This window comes from Bradyrhizobium sp. 190 (assembly GCF_023073415.1).
Classification (GTDB): domain Bacteria; phylum Pseudomonadota; class Alphaproteobacteria; order Rhizobiales; family Xanthobacteraceae; genus Bradyrhizobium.
Genome location: NZ_JADPJL010000012.1, coordinates 154,492 through 173,428 on the forward strand (window position 1 = coordinate 154,492; position 18,937 = coordinate 173,428).

The window sequence follows — 18,937 nt, forward strand, 5'->3', positions numbered from 1 at the left end:
TGCAAGTGAGCAAGAAATGGTGGGCACGGCGCTGGCGCGCCTTTGCCCACCCTACGGCGTGCGGACTGATTTTCCTTCCGCGCAAGCGCAATCTCGAAACGCAACTGCGACCAATTGGCACGACGGGCAAATCACCCAAAACCTGTCCAGTCCCTCTTGCGAAAATATTCCGCTTAACTTCCAGAGCAAATCATCGGCATAACTCCGCCCGTCTCACGGCAGATGAGGACGCTCGCGATCGTCACGAACGTGCGGTGAGATGCGATGGACGCGAATGGTGCGATAGACGTACGCGCCTGACGCGTACGGCGAAGTCGTGTGGTCCTGACGCCGCGGTGCTGGCGCTAAGTTTCACGAGTTACCTCGTGGAGCGACGGTGGCAAGAAAGCCGTTCACCGGGGAGAGCACGAAGTAAGCCGTAAAGCCATTGCGCAGGGAAGGCCGGAATGCTCCCGCTGCCCTGTATGCTCGTGTGCATTTTCTTACGCGCAAATCGCACGCGAGACCGCGGGTGCAGCAAGCACCCGGTCTTCCCTGCGCCCTCTATTTCGAAGAGGGCCAAACGAAGATGCAAGCCTCGGACGCAATGCGCCGCGAGATCGCGAAGGTATGTCATTCGTAGGATGGGTAGAGCGAAGCGAAACCCATCATCACGCGCACCGACATTGATGGACATCGCTTCGCTCCACCCATCCTACGGACGCCTCGCAATGAAGAGGCCGCCGGCCTTACTCCCCCGTCCCATGCGCCATCGCTTTCCGCTCCATCGCGTAGCGCACCAGCGCGGCGAAACGGTAGATGCCGTGCACGAACTTGCCATAGGGCATGGTGACGAACAGCGAGAAAACTACGCCGAGATGCAGCGCCAGCAGCGGGCCCATCGCCGCCGTCTCGCGCAGGATCAACAGCGCCATGCCGGTCAGGCTGGTGAGAAACAGCATCACGATGAACGCGACATCCATGCCGTAGCGCGCTTCATCGACCAGCACGGGATCGCGCTTCCATCGCTCAATGAGCAAGCCGATCGGCCCGATCAACAGACCGATGCCGCCGAGCGTGCCGAGCACCACGGGCAGATCCCACCACGGATACGGCGCCTGCCGCGCCAGCAGATAGTGATAGAGCGTCGCGACGCAGGTGGAGGCGAAGCACAGCGCAAAGCCGTAGAAGGTCAGGTGATGATACAGCCTGCGACGATCGGTCGGGCGGTCGTCCTCGTCGAAGCAGCCGACCCCGCCGCCGTCGAGATAGCGCAGCTCGCCGGCATCGCGGATCGCTTGGAGCAGCGCGCCGATATCGGTCTTCATGCCGACGGGTTCGCCGATATCGCGCCAGAACGCGCGCACGCCCATCACCAAAGCCACGATCGCATAGAGGAACGCCGCGCCGAACAGCGCCGCCATCGCATTATGCGGCATCAGTTTGTAGAACGCGCCCGGGCCGGTATGGACGCCGAACAACACCTGCCGGTCGTTGAAAGCAGCAAAGCCGAAGATGAACGCGGCGACGCTGAGCGCGGCAACGAGGCTGATGACGAGCCCGTTGCGCGCGAAGGCGCCGGCGAAGGCGCGGGGCCAGGCATAGGCCGCGTAGGACTCGGCACGCGCGATGGCGAGCGTCTTCGGGACGTTGACGTTGAATTCATGCGGCGGCGAGAACTGGCAGTCAGTGTAGCAGGCGCCGCAGCCATGGCAGAGATTGGCGAGATAGTTGAGGTCGCCGTCGGAGAACGCGCGGCGCATTTCCATCGCCGGAAAAACCGCGCAGAGCCCCTCGCAATAGCGACAGGAATTGCAGACCGTCATCAGGCGGTCGGCTTCCTCCAGAATTCGCGTTCCGTGCATTCGTTGCTTCCTGCCTTCGCGCCAGCCCGCTTACTTGGTCAGCCCCTTGCCTTCGAGCCATTTCTGGATCAGGGCGGCGACCTCGGCGTTGTTCTTGTCCATCATCACCATGTGCGAGTTGCCCTTGATCCCGGCTTGCGGCAGGTCGACGACATCGACGCTGCCGCCGGCGGCCTTGATGGCGTCCGCAAAGGCAATGCCGTTGGCGCGGATTTTCGGCCAGCGCGAATCCTTCTCGATGTAATCGCCATAGACGATCAGCGTCGGAATGTCCTTCAAAGCATCGACCTTGGCCGGATCGCCGAGACCGGCGGGCTCGATCGCGATCAGCGCCTTGACCTTGTCGGGCCGTGCCTGCGCCACCTTGAAGCCGAAGCTGCCGGCCTGGCTGTGGAACAGGATGATGGATGGGCCGACACGGTCGATCTCGGCGATATAGGCGGCAATGATCGCGTCATCGGTGGTGGTCCAGCGCGGCACGTTCTGCTTGACGAAATTCTCGTAGCCCTCGTTCGGGAACTGGCTGCCGGGCATCAGCTTGCGCTTGGCCGGATCCGGATTGTAGGAGCCTGCGCCATCGCCGATGCGAAAGCGCTCGAACGGATTGGCGGTCGTGAGGAACACCGGCTCGCTCTTGAAGATATCGGGATATTGTGCCCAGCCGGCGCGGCCGCGCTCGACCGCGTCGGAATTGTAGACGGCCCAGCCCTTGCGCAGGAAGTAGTTCAGCCAGCCCTCGCGTCCATCCGGCGTCGTTTCATACGTTACGCCGGTCAGCCCGCCGCCATGCCACATCAGCAGCGGATAGGCGCCCTTTTCGTTGGCGGGCAGAAAATACTGCACATACATCTGCTCGACCTGATAGGTGCCGTTGGGATCGACTTTTGCGGGCACGCCGCCAGGAGTGAAGGTCACCTCCTTGACCGGCTTGCCGGAAATCTCCACCAGCCGCCCGCCGACATGGAACGAACCCATGTCGCGCAACGCGATCGGCTCAGCCGCGTTGGCCAGTGTCGCGCTCATCAAAACTGCCGCAGCATAAACAATCGCAAGCCGCATCATCAATCCTCCCTTTGTCTCCCTCTCCCCGCAAGCGGGGAGAGGTGCGTCGCGTTAATTCCGCGCATTCTTCGCCGCTTCCCGTCCCGCCACCCGTCCGAACACGCTGCCGATGGTCATGCCGATGCCGGCCGCATAGCCCTTGCCAAGTACGTTGCCGGCCATGATCTCGCCGGCCGCGAACATGTTGGCGGAAGGCTTGCCGTCCTTCATCACCATGCGCGACTGCTTGTTCACGCGGGTGCCGAGATAGGTGAAGGTGATGCCGGGCCGCACCGGATAGGCCAGATAAGGCGGCGTCTCGATCCTGCGCGCCCAATGCGTCTTCGGCGGCGTGATGCCTTCGGTGCGGCAATCGTCGAGGATGGTGTGATCGAAGGTGCCGGGCTGCACCGCGGCGTTGAACTCGGTAATGGTCTTCTCCAGCGCCGCCGGATCGAGCTCGAGCTTGCCGGCGAGTTCCGCGATGGTGGTGCCCTCGATTGGCGGAAACAGCGTCGGCATGAAGCTATTGCGTACGGACGCATCGAAGATGATGTAGGCGATCTGGTCCGGTTGGGCTGCCACCAGCCGGCCCCAGATCGCGTAGCGCTTCGGCCAGATGTCCTCGCCCTCGTCATAGAAGCGCTGGGCGTGCTTGTTGACGACGATGCCGAACACTACCGAGTCGTGGCGGGTGATGATGCCGCCGTCGAATTTCGGCGCGCGAGCGTCAATCGCAACCGCATGGCATTGGGTGGGGTCGCCGATGTCCTGCACGCCCTTGTCGAGCAGCATCTTCAGGATCGAGCCGCGGTTGTACGGCGTGCCGCGGATCAGGAAATTGTCGGCCGCCTCGCCCCAGTACTCCTTGAGCCATTCGATATTGGCTTCAAAACCGCCGGCTGCCGCCACCAGCGCCGAGGCACGAATTTCTACCGCGCTGTCGATCGGCTGTTTCAGCTTTGCGGACAGGAACATGCCGTCCTCGATCTGGAGGTCGATCACTTCAGCATCATAGACGATCTCGACGCCGAGCTTTTCGGCAGTGAGATAGAGCGCGTTCAGCATCGCCCTGCCGCCACCGAGGAAGAACGAGTTGGTGCGGCCGAGGCTCAGCGTGCCGCCGAGCGAGGGTTGCCAGCGCACGCCTTGTTCGACGATCCAGTTCAGGATGTCCTTGGACTCCCGAATCATGAACTTTGCCAGTTCCTCGTCGGTCTGCCCGCCGGTCAGGCGCAACAGGTCGTCCCAGAATTCCTCTTCCGTGTAGGGGCCGGTGAGAATCTCGGTCGCCGCATCATGGGCGCAACGCATGTTGCGGGTGTGGCGGGTATTGCCGCCGCGATAGAACTTTGGCGCGCCTTCCAGCACCAGCACGGAAGCGCCCGCCCGCCGGGCGCTGATGGCGGCGCACAAAGCGGCGTTGCCGCCGCCGATCACCAGCACATCGAATTTTTTAGTCAGATCGGCCATGCGCTCTTGTTGTCGTTGTTGGCCTGGAAATCAAACCTGCGCTCGGCCAGGAAAATCCATCCGCCCCCGCGATTTTCTAGCCTGATGAAGAGGCCACGTCACGCGTCTCGTGCGCTCCGAAATGCAGCCGTATGCGACGATGTCGCATGCAACTCGCTATGCGGATTATCTGCGATGTCAGGGCTTGCTCTGCACGGAGGCGAGCAGCCATTGCCGGAAGGCAGAGAGTTTGGGCGGATCGGCTCTTCCTGCGGGCGAGACCAGATAAAAACCGGCGTCGACCGGAAATGCGATGTTGAAGGGAACGACCAGCCGGCCCTTGGCGATGTCTTCCTGCACATAGGCGGTGCGGCCCATCGCAACGCCGAGGCCGTCGATCGCGGCCTGCACGGTCATGAAGATCAGGTCGAAAGTAACGCCCGGCTGTTTCGAAAAATCGGCCGGCAGCCCGGCGGCCGTCAGCCACAGCCGCCAGTCGTCGTAGTTGGCGTTGCTGGTGTGCAGCAGCACGTGATCCCTGAGGTCCTCGGGGCATTTCAGCGGCTTGCTTCCCTTGAGCAGCGCGGGGCTGCATACCGGGAACAGCTCGTCCGCCATCAGCCAGTCGGCGCGGACGCCCGGCCACTGGCCGCGGCCGTAGCGGATTGCGGCATCGACATTGTCGCGCTGGAAGTCGACCAGGTTGGTCGAGGTGGTGATGCGCACGTCGATGCCGTGATGAGCTTCCTGAAAGGCGGTCAACCGCGGCAGCAGCCATTTGGCGGCGAGCGAGGCCAGCGTCGAGACCGTCAGCACATGGTCGTCGTCCTTGCGCAGCAGACGGTCGGTCGCGAGCCTGAGATCGTTGAACGCGGCGCGGATGCCGGGGAGATATTCCTGCGCCTGCTGTGTCAGCGCCAGCGAGCGGTTCTGGCGGATGAAGAGGCGAACGCCGAGCTCTTCCTCCAGCCGCTTGATCTGGTGGCTGATCGCGGTCTGCGTGACGTTCAGCTCGGAGGCGGCCTGCGTAAAACTCAAATGCCGGGCCGCGGCCTCAAACGCCCGCAATCCATTCAGCGACGGCAGCCTGGCGGTCATTCCGCGAACCCCGATTTACATGAGTTTATATCATCCGAAACGGTACAAAGTGTCGTTTGTGAACAGGCCGAATGGCGCAGATATTAGCGTCAACAGCATACTACAGGAGCCGAAAATGTCCACTTACACGCATGAATCGATGATAAATCATCATGAGCCTGGCCTTTTGTCTCAGATCGGCGAGACCCTCCATGTCTGGCGGCAGCGCTATCAGTCGCGCCGGGAGCTGGCGAGCTGGTCCGAGCGGGAGCTCCACGACATCGGGATCTCCTGGAGCGATATCGCCTACGAGACCGAAAAACCGTTCTGGCGGGCTTAGATGGCAGCCAGGCCGGCGTCGCCTCATCAGGGGGACGCCGGCCGCTTTTTAGCTCCGCGGGAGCAACCAATGACCACGATGCGTCTCGACGATCTCAGGCAATATTCCGACGTGCTGCGTTCGCGTCACGGCGAGGTGATGACCGTGCGCTTCGTCGAACCGCGCGATGCCGAGGCGCTGCAGAACTATTTCCGCTCGCTGACCACGCGCTCCCGCTACAACCGTTTCCTCGGCGCGGCCAGCGAACTGCCGCCCTCGCTACTTGAGGATTTCATCCATCTCGGCGAATCCGACCGCTTCAGTGTGATCGCGACCATGCTGGTAGAGGGCCGCGAGACGATCGTCGGCGAAGCGCGCTATGCCTTTGACAGCGACACCGCCTCTATCGAATTCGGCCTGTCGATCGACGACCGCTGGCAGGGCCATGGCATTGGCAAGGCGCTGCTGAACAATCTCGAATGCCGCGCCGCCTCGTTCGGTGCCGAACGCATCTTCGGCGACACGCTGCGCTCCAATGACGCGATGATCGCGCTCGCCCGCAAGTCCGGCTACGCCTTTACCAATACCCCCGGCGACTGGAAGCTGACACGCTTCCAGAAGCTGATTCATGTCGAACCGCAGGAAATCCCATGCGCCAGTTGGCGGCTCGCCGCCGTCTCTCCCAGCGCAATGTCCTCGCTTGCGGTCTGACCACTGAGCCCGGTTCTGGCCCTCACCAGAACCGGGCTATTTTCCCCCGACAGCGCCGCGGCGTTGATAATCCCCGTGTCCCGGTGGGCGGTGTTGCCGCATGTGAGAGCGGTCCCGGATTGCGCGGAGCCTGTCATCGGGCGCGCGTTGGCGCTACCCGTTGGCTTCATCCGGGCTACGGCAACACTCAACTTCCCTTGAACACCGGCTTGCGCTTGTCGATGAAGGCCTGCACGGCCTCCTTGTGATCGGCAGTCACCTGGGCTCGGATCATGCGCTCGGCCTCATGATCGCGCGCTGTGGCGAAATCGAACATCAAGGCTTCGTCCAGATTATCCTTCATGTAGCGGATCGCGATCGTCGGTCCTTCGGCGATCGACTTGGCGAGCGCGAAGGCTTCCGACTGCAGCCTGTCGTCGGCGACCACGCGGTTCACCAGGCCGATCGCCTCGCACCTTGCCGCATCGACCCTATCGCAAGTGAACATCAATTCCCGTGCCCGCGACGTGCCGACCAGCCGCGTCAGGAGCCAGGCGATGCCGTAATCGCCGCTCAGGCCCACCTTGAGGTAGCCGGTGGAAAGGAATGCCGATTTCGCGGCGATGCGCATGTCACAGGCCATCGCCAGAGCGAGCCCGGCGCCGACCGCGGGGCCGGGTAGGGCGGCAATGGTTGGCTTGCGCACCGAGACCAGCGCGCCGGTCAGGAGACGCTGTCGCTCCTGCAGGTCGGCGACCCGCTCGTCATGGGACATTGCGAGCTTCGTCTTGTCGCGATTCGCCCCCATGCCCTTGACGTTGCCGCCGGCACAGAACGCCGTGCCGGCGCCGGTCAGCAACAGCACGCCGACATCGGGATTCTCGCCACAGGCCTTGATCATGTTGCGCAAGGCCGGGGTCAGATTATCCGACATCGCGTTGCGCGCCTCGGGGCGGTTCAGCGTGATGATGGCGACGCGGTCGCGGATCACGCAGAGCAGTTCGTCGGTGCCGGTGTCGATTTTGGTTTCGATGGTCATATCGTTCCCCATGTTATTGTTATTTCGTCCTTGCGAGGAATCGTAGGGTGGGCAAAGCGAAGCGTGCCCACCATTTCACCATCGCGTTCGGCCGACAGATGGTGGGCACGCTGCGCTTTGCCCACCCTACGCTTTCATTCCTCAAAACTTCTCCACCCATGGCCGCAGTTCGACTTCCCAGGTCCAGGCGCTGCGCGGTTGCTGCAGGACGTTCCAGTAGCTCAACGCAATCGCGTCGGGATCGAGCATCGAGTCCGGCCTGTCGGCAGGCTCGGTACGAGCCGAGCTGCGGATGCCGCCGTCGATTACGAAATGCGCCACATGAATGCCCTGCGGCGACAATTCGCGCGCCATGCTCTGGGCGAGCCCACGCAGCGCGAATTTCCCCATCGCGAACGGCGCCGATTGCGGATAGCCCTTGACGCTGGCGGAGGCGCCGGTGAACAGGATCGCGCCGTGCTTGCTGGGCAACATGCGTATGGCCGCCTGCTGCGCCACCAGAAAACCGCCGAACGCCGAAACGGCAATCGCCTGCGCGACATCCGCCGGAACCAGGTCGGTGAAAGCGCCGCGCGCCCGTCCGCTGGCGTTGTAGACGACGATATCGGGCGTGCCGATCTCGCGCTCGACCATGCCGAACAGACGCTCGACCTCTTCGGCTTCGGTCGCATTGCAGGCAAAGGCACGGGCGCCGGTCTCGGCGCAGAGCGCGCCGAGTTTTTCGATCTTGCGCGCGGCGAGCGCAACCTTGATGCCTTCGCGGGCAAACAGCCGCGCCAGCGATGCGCTCAATCCCTCGCCGACGCCGACGATCAGGGCAATCTTGTACTTTGGCAATTCCATGGGCGCGGTCCTCGGATGGTGGGACTCGGTATCTAGGAACCCGATTCCGCCTGGCAATCGTCCGCCATGGGGAGGCCCCTCCAATTATGCTTGTTGACGGCACCTCCGCCTGCGTTATCGGTAGTTGACCAACATCGAGCGAAACGAACAAGGGCTAATAATGCAGCCACGCATGCATGATCGCACAACAGCTCAGGCCAATCAGCCGGGATTGCTCGCGCCTGATACGACGGGGATGAATTTCTACCGGGCCGATCCGGCGCTGACCGATCTGCTGCGGCTGCATCTCCCCGATGCGCTGTTCCGCCATATTGAGCCGCATCTCGATCGCCTCGGCGAAATGGCCGGAGGCTATCTCGACGAATGCGCGCGGCTCGCCGACCGTCACACACCGGTGCTGCACCAGCGCGACAAGTTCGGCCGCGATACGCAGTACATCGAATATCACCCCGCCTATCGCGAACTGGAGAAAGCCGCGTTCGGCGAGTTCGGCATTCACGCCATGTCGATCCGCAAGGGCATCATGGGTTGGCCGGACAAATATCCTGTCGTCGCCAAGCATGCCTTTACGTTCCTGTTCAATCAGACCGAGTTCGGCATGGGCTGTCCGATCAACGTCACTGATGGTTGCGCCAAACTGCTCAACAATTTCGGCAGCGAGGCGCTGAAAGCGAAATATCTCGACGGCCTGACCCAGACCGACATGAGCAAGCTGACGCAGGGCGGCCAGTTCATGACCGAGAAGGAGGGTGGTTCCGACGTCGGGACGCTGACGACGACGGCCGTGCAGGAGGGTGACCACTGGCGGCTCTATGGCGAAAAGTGGTTCTGCTCCAATGCCGACGCCAAGGTGGTGATGCTGCTGGCGCGCCCGGAAGGGGCGGGGCCGGGCACGCGCGGCGTCGGGCTGTTCCTGATGCCGCGGCATCTCGACGACGGCTCGCAAAACCACTACCGGATCGTTCGCCTGAAGGACAAGCTCGGCACCCGCTCGATGGCCTCGGGCGAAATCAAGTTTGAAGGCGCGATCGCCTATGCCGTCGGCAAGCTCGACCGCGGCTTCGTGCAGATGGCCGAGATGGTCAATTCGTCGCGGCTTTCCAACGGCGTCAAGTCGACCGCGCTGATGCGGCGCGCGCACCATGATGCGATGACGGTGGCGCGAAACCGCGTGGTGTTCGGCAGCCGCATCATCGACCTGCCACTGGCGCGGCGGCAATTGATGAAGATCACGCTGCCGACCGAGCAGGCGCTGTCGATGAGTTTTCTCACCGCGGATGCGCTCGATCGTGCGGAAGCCGGTAGCCAGGACGCCGCGGCGCTGCTGCGGATTCTGACGCCGACGCTGAAATTCCGCGCGACGCGCGATGCGCGCAAGGTCTGCGGTGACGCGTTGGAGATGCGCGGCGGCATCGGCTACATCGAGGAATTTGCAACCAGCAGGCTGCTGCGCGACGCTCATCTCGGCTCGATCTGGGAAGGCACCGGCAATATCGTTGCGATCGATGCGCTGACGCGCGCGGTCGGCCGTCACGGCGCCGATGCGGCGCTCGCCGCGGATCTGCACGCCCGGCTCGACGATAGCGCCAATGTGCCGCAGGCCTGGCGCGATCGGCTGCGGGAATTGTCCGACCGCGCGGTCGGATTCGCGCGCGAAGTGGCCAGCCGGAGCGACAATGAGGGCGACGCGCGGCGTGCCACCAGCCTGCTCTATCATGTCGCGAGCGCAGTCGCGCTGGCCTGGGAGGGCGGGCGCATCCACGAGATGCGCGGTGACGCCCGGCGGCTGTTGCTGTCGCGGATGGTGATCGACCATCGCGTCGCGGCGGGCGACCCGTTCCGGCTTGCGGAAAATACGACCCAGCGCGCTATCACGGACCATCTGCTCGGCGAGCGCAGTGTCGGCATGGCCGAGGTTGGCGAACTGCTCGTCGCAGCGTAGGCTGGCTACAATTCTGGTTCAAAAATAACAGAAATTGAGGGAGTATCCGATGAAGGCCGCCGTCCTGCATGAAGTCAACAAGCCGCTGGTGATCGAGGATGTCAGCGTGCCGAATCCCGGCCCGCGCGAAGTCCTGATCCGCACGCGCGTCGCCGGCCTCTGCCATTCCGACCTGCACTTCATGGAAGGGCTCTACCCGCATCCGCTGCCGGCCGTGCTCGGCCATGAATCGGCTGGCGTGGTCGAGAAGGTCGGCTCCGACGTCACCTATGTAAAACCTGGCGATCACGTCGTGACATGCCTCTCCGTGTTCTGCGGCACCTGCGACAACTGCACCACCGGCCGCACGGTGCTCTGCACCGACACGACGGTGAAAATGCTGCCAGGTCAGTCCAACCGGCTGTCCTGGGCGCGTGAGGAGAAGCTTCATCAGTTCCTCAACCTCTCGTCCTTCGCCGAACAGATGCTGGTGCACGAAAACGCCATCGTGAAAATTCGCAAGGACATGCCGCTGGAGCTGGCAGCGCTGATCGGCTGCGGCGTCATCACGGGCTACGGCGCTGTCGTGAACACGGCCAAAGTTCAGGCCGGCGAAACCGTGGCGGTGATCGGCTGCGGCGGCGTCGGCATGGCGGCGATCAATGGAGCTGCGATCGCAGGCGCTGGCCGCATCATTGCGATCGACACCAACCCGGCCAAGCTGCAGCTCGCCACCAAGCTCGGCGCCACCGATATCGTCGATCCCGCCCGGGGCGACGTGGTACAGCAGGTGCGCGAACTCACCGGTGGCGGCGTGCATCACTCCTTCGAGGTGCTGGGCCGCAAGGAAACCGCCGAGCAGTCCTTCTCAATGCTGGCGGCCGGCGGCACGGCGACCATCGTCGGCATGATCCCGTTCGGCCAGAAGATCGAGCTGCACGGCTTCGACTTCCTGCGTGAACGCCGTATCCAGGGCTCGTCGATGGGCTCCAACCATTTCCGCGTCGACATGCCCCGCCTCGTCGAATTCTACATGCGCGGCAAGCTGCATCTCGAGGACTGGATCTCAGCCAAGCTGAAGCTCTCCGAGATCAACGAGGGCTTTGCCAACATGAAGGCCGGCAAGACGCTGCGCAGCGTCATCATGTTTGATAGCTGAGGCGTAGTCCCAACGTAACCATATCCGTCGTCCCCGCGCTCGTGCGCAATTGCGCACTAGGCAGGGACGACCGTGGGGAAAGGCGAGAAGCTATCAACCTGTCGCCCCTGCGGACGCAGGGGCCCATACGCCGCGGCCGATGTGAAGGGCACATAGGAAGACGGCTTCGGTTCAGCAACCGACAACGGTAACTGGCAGAGCGTCTGCGACCGCGCGCCATCGATGGATCACGCGGTATGGGTCCCTGCGCCCGTGCGCAATTGCGCACTAGGCAGGGACGACGTCGCGAAAGCTCGGCTTACCGCGATACATGCGCCGAGACGGCGAGCCACTTGCCGTTCTGCTTCGCCCAGCAATCGGTGTAGCGCCCATGCGCCTGCTGGCCATCGGGCGTGGTATAGCTCGTAGCGGCGTGGATGATGGCGAAGTCGCCCAGTACGCGAATCTTCACATCGTGTGCGGTCAGATTCTTGATGGTCACGGGTACTGCCGTCTGTCTCAGAAACGCTGCGCGATCGACCAGCGACTTGTCGGGATTGGAGCAGTAGAAATCCGGCGCAAGAATCTCGTCGAAGCGTTTGACGTCGGAATTCTGCACCGAGGCGACATAATCGCGGTTCAGCGCGGTCAGCTCTTCGATATCCCTGCTCATGGTGTTCCCTTCCGTCTCTGCTTTCCCGCCTTGTGTGGCGCGGGATTGCGAAGCAATCCGCTTTATTCCGGACGAGATTATGGATTGCTTCGCTTCGTACGCAATAACGTTGCAGGTAAGTTTGAGCCTCTCAATCATCAAACATCGGTGGCGGTTTGAACCCGCCGAACTCGCGCTCGATCAGTTCGGCCAACCTCAAGGGCGTGCGGTCTTCCAGCCAGGGGCCGACGATCTGCACGCCGACCGGCAGTCCATCCGGCGAAAAGCCGGTCGGGATCGCGGTCGAGGGCAGGCCGGGCAAGGTGGCGATGCCGGGCCAGGAGAGCTGGTCGGGATAGACGTAATCCTTGCCGTCGATCCTGATGCGGCGCTTCTCCTGGTCCTCCGAGTGATCGTGCGGATAGGCCGGCGTCGGCATGATCGGGCAGATCACGGCGTCATAGGCCTTGAACAGCTCGCGCCACTGCGCACGCAAGCGAGAGCGACCGCCATCGGCCATCAGCCAGTCGCGGTGGCCGAGCGCGATCCCGCGCAGGCGTTCGGCGGCGAGGCTGTTGTCATCGGCCGGCAGCGCGGCGGCGGCTGCCTGTGCGCCGGCATAGGTTTCGGGTGCAAAGGACGCGGCAAGGAACGACATCAGCATCCGCATGTAGAGCCGGCTTGATGCTGCGAAATCAGGCAGGAGCGGACTGGTGCGGTCGATCTCGACGCCGGCCTTGGCGAGATTTGTGGCAAGTGTTTCCAGCGTGCCGCGCACCACACTGTCGGTCGGCATGACCGGTTCGGTGTCGATCAAAAGCACGCGGAAATTCTTCAGCTCCGTGTGACGGGCTGGCGGCAATGCGAGGCTATAGGCCTTGCCGGCTTCGAGCGGATCAGGCCCCGCGATCACCTCCAGCAGCAGCGAAAGGTCGGCCGCGCAGCGCGCCATCGGTCCGATCACGCTGAGATCGCGCGTGGACGGCAGCGGCGGCAGTGGCGGCGGCGTGTGGCCGCGCATGGCGACGAGGTCGAAGGTCGGCTTGTGCGCATAGATGCCGCAATGAAATGCCGGCACGCGCAAGGAGCCGCCGATGTCGGAGCCGAGCGAGAGCGCGCCATAGCCTGCGGCCAGTGCCGCCGATGAGCCGCCGGAAGAACCGCCCGGCGTGCGGCCGAGATCGAAGGGGTTGTTGGTGGTGCCGTAGATCTCGTTATAGCTCTGCCAGTCGGCAAGCCCGAGCGGGACGTTGGTCTTGCCGAGGATGACGCCGCCGGCGTTCTTGACGCGCGAGATCGGCAGCGCATCTTCCGTAGGCCGGAAATCCTTTTGCTCCGGAATGCCCCAGGTCGTCGGCAGTCCCGCGATATTGAAGGATTCCTTTACCGTCATCGGGAGGCCGAGCAGCGGCTTCTTCACGCCGCGCGCGAGTTCGGCGTCGGCGGCGCGGGCGGCGGCAAGGCCGCGCTCGAAATCGCGAACACAGATTGCATTGATCTTCGTATCGTGCCGTTCGATCCGGCCGATCGCGTCCTCAGCCAGTTCGACCGCCGAGACCTGCTTTGCCGCCAGCGCGGCCGACAATTCGACGGCGGTCTTGAAACTCCATGCCGATTTGGCCAAGGCGTACTCCCGATCTGTCCTTCGATGAAGGCCACGGATGATGCTCAGTTTGGGCGCACGCGGCAAGAGCAATGGCTGTACAGCGGCGATCCCGTCATGTTGCTAGCCGCTTGGCGAAAGCCCACAGCTAGCTCGCCTTCGCCCCTCGCAAGAATTGCGCCAGCGACCAGCTCACCTCGTTAGCCTGCTCCTGCTGCACCCAGTGGCCCGCGCCATCGACGAGATGGCAGCCGATCATGCGCGTGCAGACCTTCTGCATGGCCTCGTACACGCCGGGGCGCTGATAGGTGCCCCAGTCCTGCTTGCCCGAGATGAAGGCAGAGCGCACGTCGATGGTGCGGCCCGACCACGTCTGCAATTCCGGCGTGAACGTGCCCGCCGCGCCGCAGCGATACCATTGCAGGCCGCCCTGGAAACCGTTTCGCTCATACTCGGCGCTGTAGAAGGCAAGCTCGCTGTCCGGCAGCCATTTGTTGGCAGCGATTTCGGCGGCCGACGGCATTTCTTCCGCCACGGTGGCGGCCATGTCCTTGGCGAGGTCCATCACGTAGTAAGTCGGCAGTTTCGCGATTTCTTCCGCGCTCCAGGATTTGAGCGGATAGGGCGCGTTGGCTTTCCAGTCTGCGCTCTTGTGATGGTAATAGGCGCGCAGGAAATCATGTACGCCCTGCGGCGCGCGGTGCATGTCGGCGTTCGCCTCGCGTGTCGAATAGTACCACTGGTAGTGTTTTCGTGGGCGCGGCAGCGCCGCCAGGTCGCGATGAATGGGGTCTTCTGCCGCGGGTTTGGCCGGCCCGTCCACGGTGTTGAAGGGTAGCGCCGGCGGGCCGCCGAATGGCGCGCTCATCATGACGACCGAGCGAAACACGTCGGGCCGGATCAGCGCGCACCACGCGGCGACCGAAGAGCCAAAATCGTGTCCGATGACGGCGTCAACGCTGCGATAGCCGAACGCCGACACCAGCCCGAGCGCATCGCGCACCAGGTTGGTGAGCCGGAACGAGGCGAGATCGCCATCGTAATCCGGGTCCCATCCCGTGGTGCGGCCATAGCCGCGCTGGTCCGGCGCGATCACGTGATAGCCGGCTTCGGCGAGAACCGGCATCACCTTGCGCCAGGAGAAGGCCAGTTCCGGAAAGCCGTGCAGCAGCAGCACGCACGGCCGGCCGCGCGTCTCGAAGCCGGCTTCGAGCACGTGCATGCGCAGGCCGTTGATGTTGTCGACGTAGCGGGAGCGGATAGAGGCGGGGAGCGGGATATCGGGGAGGGTGGTCATTGTTCGCGCCCTTCTTTCCCTTTCCCCTTGTGGGAGAGGGTGGATCGAATGAGCATTAGCTCATTCGAGACGGGTGAGGGGTCTGTCTCCGCGGATAGAGACCCCTCATCCGCCTTCCCTGCGGGAAGGCACCTTCTCCCACAAGGGGAGAAGGGAAGGAAGGACGAAAACATTTGCGGCATTCCGTAGGGTGGGCAAAGCGCAGCGTGCCCACCATTCTTTGCGCGGATCAAATGGTGGGCACGGCGCTTTGCGCCTTTGCCACCCTACGATTCATGCGTTCGTCGCGGGCTTCGGCCAGTATTTGTCCCGCAGATGCCGCTTCACCAGCTTGCCGGTCGGCGTCCGCGGCAACTCCGCTTCGAAGTCGATGCTCTTAGGGCATTTGATCGGCGACAGATGCTTGCGGCAGAACACGATCAGTTCGGCCTCGAGCTCCTTGCCGGCCTTGGACATGTCGTGCGGCTGTACCACGGCCTTGACCTCTTCGCCCATCTCCTCGTTCGGCACGCCGAACACCGCGACGTCGGAGACGGCGGGATGGGTGATCAGGACGTCCTCGGTCTCCTGCGGGTAGATGTTCACGCCGCCTGAGATGATCATGTAGCTCTTGCGGTCGGTGAGATAGAGAAAGTCTTCCGCGTCGAGGTAGCCGACGTCGCCGAGTGTCGACCAGCCTTTTTCATTGTAGGCCTTCTTCGTCTTCTCCGGATCGTTGTGATAGGCGAAGGCAGGCGCATCGGCGAAATAGACTGTGCCGATCTCGCCCACGGGCCGCTCCTCGTCGTTCTCGTCCAAAATCTTGACCTTGCCGACCACGGCGCGGCCGACGGTGCCGCGGTGGGTCAGCCATTGCTGCGAGGTCGAGACGGTGACGCCGTTGCCTTCGGAGCCGGCGTAATACTCGATCAGGATCGGTCCCCACCATTCGATCATTTTTGCCTTCACGTCGACCGGGCAGGGCGCGGCGGCGTGGATGGCGCCTTTCAGCGAGGAGACGTTGTAGCGCGTGCGCACCTCGTCCGGCAGCTTCAGCATGCGTACGAACATGGTCGGCACCAGTTGCGACTGCGTAACCCCGTATTTCTCGACCAGCTTCAGAAATTCCTCGGCGTCGAAATGCTCCATGATGATAGAGGTACCGCCGAGCGTGATCGCCATCATGTTGAAGCGCAGTGGAGCCGCGTGATAGAGCGGCGCCGGCGACAGGTAGATGCTGTCGGACGACATGCCGCACATGTCGGCGCAGAGAATTCTCAGGAGCGGGTTCGGCACATCGATCGCCTTGCCCTCGAACTCCTTCTTGATGCCCTTGGGCCGCCCGGTGGTGCCGGAGGAATAGAGCATGTCGTAGCCCGCCACTTCATCTGATATCGGCGTCGTCGGCTGTGCGGCGGCTTCCTTGTCATAGGAACGGAAGTAGGGCTCGGGCTCGTCCATCATGTAGAGCAGCGGTCCACCCGGCTGACCGACGAGGGCCCTGACCTGTTCGGCGCATTTCGGCGTGGTGATGAAGACTTTTGCGCCGCAATCCCTGACGATGTAGGCGATCTCGTCCTGCGTCAGATAGCGGCTGATCGCAGTGAAATAGAGCCCTGCGCGCTGCGCCGCCCAGCAAATTTCCATGAACGCCAGGCGATTTTCCATCAGGAACGCGATGTGGTCGCCGGCCTTCAGGCCGAGCGAGCGGAACAGTTGCGCGCCCTGATTCGAGAGCTCGTCGAGTTCGCGATAGGTGATCGCCTTGCCGGTCGCCGCCATCTGGTAGGCGATCTTGTTCGGGTAGGTGCGGGCGTGGACGGAGGGGTGGGTCACAAACGTTACCTCTGGTCTTCATTATCTTCGTCGTCCCTGCGAACGCAGGGACCCATAACCACCGATGTGAGTTTTTGAAACGAGCTGGAGCACCAGCTCTGCCAACCATAAACATTTGTGGTTATGGGTCCCGGCTCAAGGCCGGGACGACACCTTTTGCTATCGCAACGACTGCAGACGCTTCTTACAGCCGCTCCACAATCGTCACATTCGCCATGCCGCCGCCTTCGCACATGGTCTGCAGGCCGTAACGCTTGTTGTTCTGCCTGAGTGCGTTGACCAGCGTGGTCATCAGCTTGGTGCCGGAGCCGCCAAGGGGATGGCCGAGCGCAATGGCGCCACCATTGACGTTGAGCCTTTCAGGATCGGCGCCCGTCGTCTTCAGCCACGCCACCGGCACGGCGGCGAACGCTTCGTTGACCTCGAACAGGTCGATGTCGTTGATCGACATCCCGGCCTTCTCCAGCGCCCGCTTGGTGGCGTGCAGCGGGGCATCCAGCATGATCACGGGATCGCCGCCCATCATGGTCATGTGATGGATGCGCGCCAGCGGCTTGACGCCGAGCGACTTCAGGCCGCGTTCGTTGACCACCATGACGCCGGAAGCGCCGTCGCAGATCTGGCTGGCGCTGGCCGCCGTATGCTTGCCGTTCTCGGCGATCAGCTTGACGCCCTTGATGCCGTCGAGACTGGCGTCGAAGCGGATGCCTTCGTCGATATGGTGGGTATCGGTCGAGTTGTCGGCGCGGGTGATCTGCAGCGGAACGATCTCGTCCTTGAATTTGCCCGCCTGGGTCGCGGCAATCGCGCGCTGATGGCTCTCATAGGAATAGGTGTCGAGCTGGTCCTTGGAGAGCCCGTATTTCTCGGCCATCATTTCCGCGCCGGTGAACTGGCTGAACACGATGTTCGGATATTTCTGCTCGAGGCCCGGGCTCTTGTAGTGACCGAAGCCGTTCTTGGCCGGCAGCGACGAGGCAAGGCCCATCGGCACCCGCGTCATCGATTCCACGCCGGCGGCGATCACGATGTCCATCGAGCCGGCCATCACGGCTTGCGCGGCGAAATGCAGCGCCTGCTGCGACGAGCCGCACTGGCGGTCGACCGAGGTGGCAGGCACGCTCTCGGGAAGTTTTGAGGCCATCACCGCGTTGCGGGCGATGTTGTTGGATTGCTCGCCGGCCTGCATCACGCAGCCCATGATGACGTCTTCGATCTGGGCGGGATCGACCTTGGTGCGATCGACCAGCGAATTCAGCACGGAAGCGGCGAGATCGGCCGGGTGCCAGCCTGCGAGACGTCCGCCCTTGCGGCCACCCGCGGTCCGAGCGGTGGCGACGATATAGGCCTCGGCCATGTCTGTTCTCCCTGATTTGTTCTGATGGGTGTTTTGAAAGATGGGCTGGATTTAAGGGGCGCTCCGGGATTTAGTCAATCAATCAATTAACTCTTGAGTGCAGCCGCGGCATGCGCTTATGTGCGGCCCGGATTTCCGGCAGGCAGGGAATGGGATCGCCCTTGAATACCAGCGTACCGACCAGGCTTCCGGGCGGTAAGAACGGCACCGCCGAGAAGCTGCTTGTCGCGGCGAGCGAGCTGATGATCGAGCGCGCCTCGATCGAGGTCTCGCTGTCGGACATCGCGCAGAAGTCGGGCGTCAACGCTGCACTGGTGAAATACCATTTCGGCAACAAGGACGGGCTGTTGCTGGCGCTTCTGGCGCGCGACGCCGCGACCGAGATGTCGGGGCTCGAATATCTGATCAGCCAGCCGATCTCGCCGACTGCAAAACTCAAGCTGCATATCGGCGGCATCATCCGCGCCTATTATCAGTTCCCGTATATGAACCGGCTGATCCATTACCTGCTGCATGAAAGCAGCGCGGAAGCGGCCGACGAGGTGTCGAAGTTTTTCGTGGCGCCGCTCTTGGATTTCCAGCGGCGGCTGCTTGCGGAGGGCATCAAGGCCGGCGAATTCCGCAACATAGATCCGGTGATGTTCTACACCAGCCTGGTTGGCGCCTGCGATCACCTGTTCTTCGGCCGCCACGCGATGTCGCGGGCGACCGGTGTCGGCCCGGTCACCGATGAAGTCTGCCGCGAATACATCAAGCATATGGAAGCGCTGATCTGCGGCGGCATGTTGAACGGGAAAGGTGCCGCCGCCGGATAACGATCGCGACACTCAGTAGTCTACGAATCCAGAG

At 63.0% G+C, this 18,937-nt stretch carries 16 protein-coding genes; 5 read left to right on the forward strand and 11 right to left on the reverse strand.

The genetic code is table 11. The annotated features are described in order from the left end of the window. Window positions 1-728: 728 nt before the first annotated feature. From tcuB to IVB22_RS09810, 4 genes are all read right to left on the reverse strand, one after another. Window positions 729-1,844, reverse strand: a complete 1,116-nt coding sequence (gene tcuB, locus IVB22_RS09795; RefSeq protein ID WP_247517128.1) for a tricarballylate utilization 4Fe-4S protein TcuB — start codon at window positions 1,842-1,844, stop codon at window positions 729-731. A gap of 30 nt (window positions 1,845-1,874) precedes the next feature. Further along, window positions 1,875-2,906 (reverse strand): esterase, encoded by a 1,032-nt coding sequence (locus IVB22_RS09800; RefSeq protein ID WP_308200375.1) that lies wholly within the window; start codon window positions 2,904-2,906, stop codon window positions 1,875-1,877. Between the two features lie 51 nt (window positions 2,907-2,957). Beyond that, window positions 2,958-4,349, reverse strand: a complete 1,392-nt coding sequence (gene tcuA / locus IVB22_RS09805; protein ID WP_276576913.1) for an FAD-dependent tricarballylate dehydrogenase TcuA — start codon at window positions 4,347-4,349, stop codon at window positions 2,958-2,960. 186 nt (window positions 4,350-4,535) lie between these two features. Continuing rightward, window positions 4,536-5,435 carry a transcriptional regulator GcvA gene (locus tag IVB22_RS09810; protein ID WP_247517131.1) on the reverse strand — a complete coding sequence of 300 codons (900 nt, stop codon included), beginning with the start codon at window positions 5,433-5,435 and terminating at the stop codon, window positions 4,536-4,538. Between the two features lie 115 nt (window positions 5,436-5,550). Here IVB22_RS09810 and IVB22_RS09815 point away from each other — a divergent pair, with 115 nt between their 5' ends. After that, window positions 5,551-5,754: a DUF1127 domain-containing protein gene (locus IVB22_RS09815; RefSeq protein WP_247517132.1), complete on the forward strand. Its 204-nt coding sequence runs from the start codon at window positions 5,551-5,553 to the stop codon at window positions 5,752-5,754. A gap of 69 nt (window positions 5,755-5,823) precedes the next feature. Then, window positions 5,824-6,444 carry a GNAT family N-acetyltransferase gene (locus IVB22_RS09820; protein ID WP_247517133.1) on the forward strand — a complete coding sequence of 207 codons (621 nt, stop codon included), beginning with the start codon at window positions 5,824-5,826 and terminating at the stop codon, window positions 6,442-6,444. A 187-nt stretch (window positions 6,445-6,631) separates the two neighbouring features. Here IVB22_RS09820 and IVB22_RS09825 read toward each other — a convergent pair whose 3' ends face one another. Together IVB22_RS09825 and IVB22_RS09830 are read right to left on the reverse strand one after the other, a co-directional pair. Continuing rightward, window positions 6,632-7,462 (reverse strand): enoyl-CoA hydratase, encoded by an 831-nt coding sequence (locus IVB22_RS09825; RefSeq protein WP_247517134.1) that lies wholly within the window; start codon window positions 7,460-7,462, stop codon window positions 6,632-6,634. A gap of 141 nt (window positions 7,463-7,603) precedes the next feature. After that, complete coding sequence (locus tag IVB22_RS09830; protein WP_247517135.1) at window positions 7,604-8,305, reverse strand: SDR family NAD(P)-dependent oxidoreductase; 702 nt, start codon at window positions 8,303-8,305, stop codon at window positions 7,604-7,606. A 172-nt stretch (window positions 8,306-8,477) separates the two neighbouring features. On the opposite strand from IVB22_RS09830, the gene IVB22_RS09835 reads away from it, so the two are divergent. Further along, window positions 8,478-10,247: an acyl-CoA dehydrogenase family protein gene (locus tag IVB22_RS09835; RefSeq protein ID WP_374207498.1), complete on the forward strand. Its 1,770-nt coding sequence runs from the start codon at window positions 8,478-8,480 to the stop codon at window positions 10,245-10,247. Window positions 10,248-10,296: 49 nt separating this feature from the next. Further along, a complete protein-coding gene (locus IVB22_RS09840; protein WP_247517137.1) occupies window positions 10,297-11,385 on the forward strand; it encodes a Zn-dependent alcohol dehydrogenase in 1,089 nt (362 codons plus the stop codon). A 298-nt stretch (window positions 11,386-11,683) separates the two neighbouring features. Here IVB22_RS09840 and IVB22_RS09845 read toward each other — a convergent pair whose 3' ends face one another. The 5 genes from IVB22_RS09845 to IVB22_RS09865 form a co-directional block, all read right to left on the reverse strand. Continuing rightward, the gene (locus tag IVB22_RS09845; protein WP_247517138.1) at window positions 11,684-12,037 is read right to left on the reverse strand and encodes a nuclear transport factor 2 family protein; all 354 of its coding nucleotides are present in this window, start codon (window positions 12,035-12,037) and stop codon (window positions 11,684-11,686) included. 130 nt (window positions 12,038-12,167) lie between these two features. Further along, window positions 12,168-13,640 carry an amidase gene (locus tag IVB22_RS09850; RefSeq protein ID WP_247517139.1) on the reverse strand — a complete coding sequence of 491 codons (1,473 nt, stop codon included), beginning with the start codon at window positions 13,638-13,640 and terminating at the stop codon, window positions 12,168-12,170. Window positions 13,641-13,767: 127 nt separating this feature from the next. Next, window positions 13,768-14,916 (reverse strand): alpha/beta fold hydrolase, encoded by a 1,149-nt coding sequence (locus IVB22_RS09855; protein ID WP_247517140.1) that lies wholly within the window; start codon window positions 14,914-14,916, stop codon window positions 13,768-13,770. Between the two features lie 273 nt (window positions 14,917-15,189). After that, window positions 15,190-16,731, reverse strand: a complete 1,542-nt coding sequence (locus IVB22_RS09860; protein WP_247517141.1) for an acyl-CoA synthetase — start codon at window positions 16,729-16,731, stop codon at window positions 15,190-15,192. A gap of 184 nt (window positions 16,732-16,915) precedes the next feature. Next, a complete protein-coding gene (locus IVB22_RS09865) occupies window positions 16,916-18,088 on the reverse strand; it encodes an acetyl-CoA C-acetyltransferase (protein WP_247517142.1) in 1,173 nt (390 codons plus the stop codon). Between the two features lie 149 nt (window positions 18,089-18,237). Between IVB22_RS09865 and IVB22_RS09870 the strand changes: the two genes are divergently transcribed. Next, window positions 18,238-18,903 carry a TetR family transcriptional regulator gene (locus IVB22_RS09870; protein ID WP_247517143.1) on the forward strand — a complete coding sequence of 222 codons (666 nt, stop codon included), beginning with the start codon at window positions 18,238-18,240 and terminating at the stop codon, window positions 18,901-18,903. The last annotated feature ends 34 nt before the right edge of the window (window positions 18,904-18,937 follow it).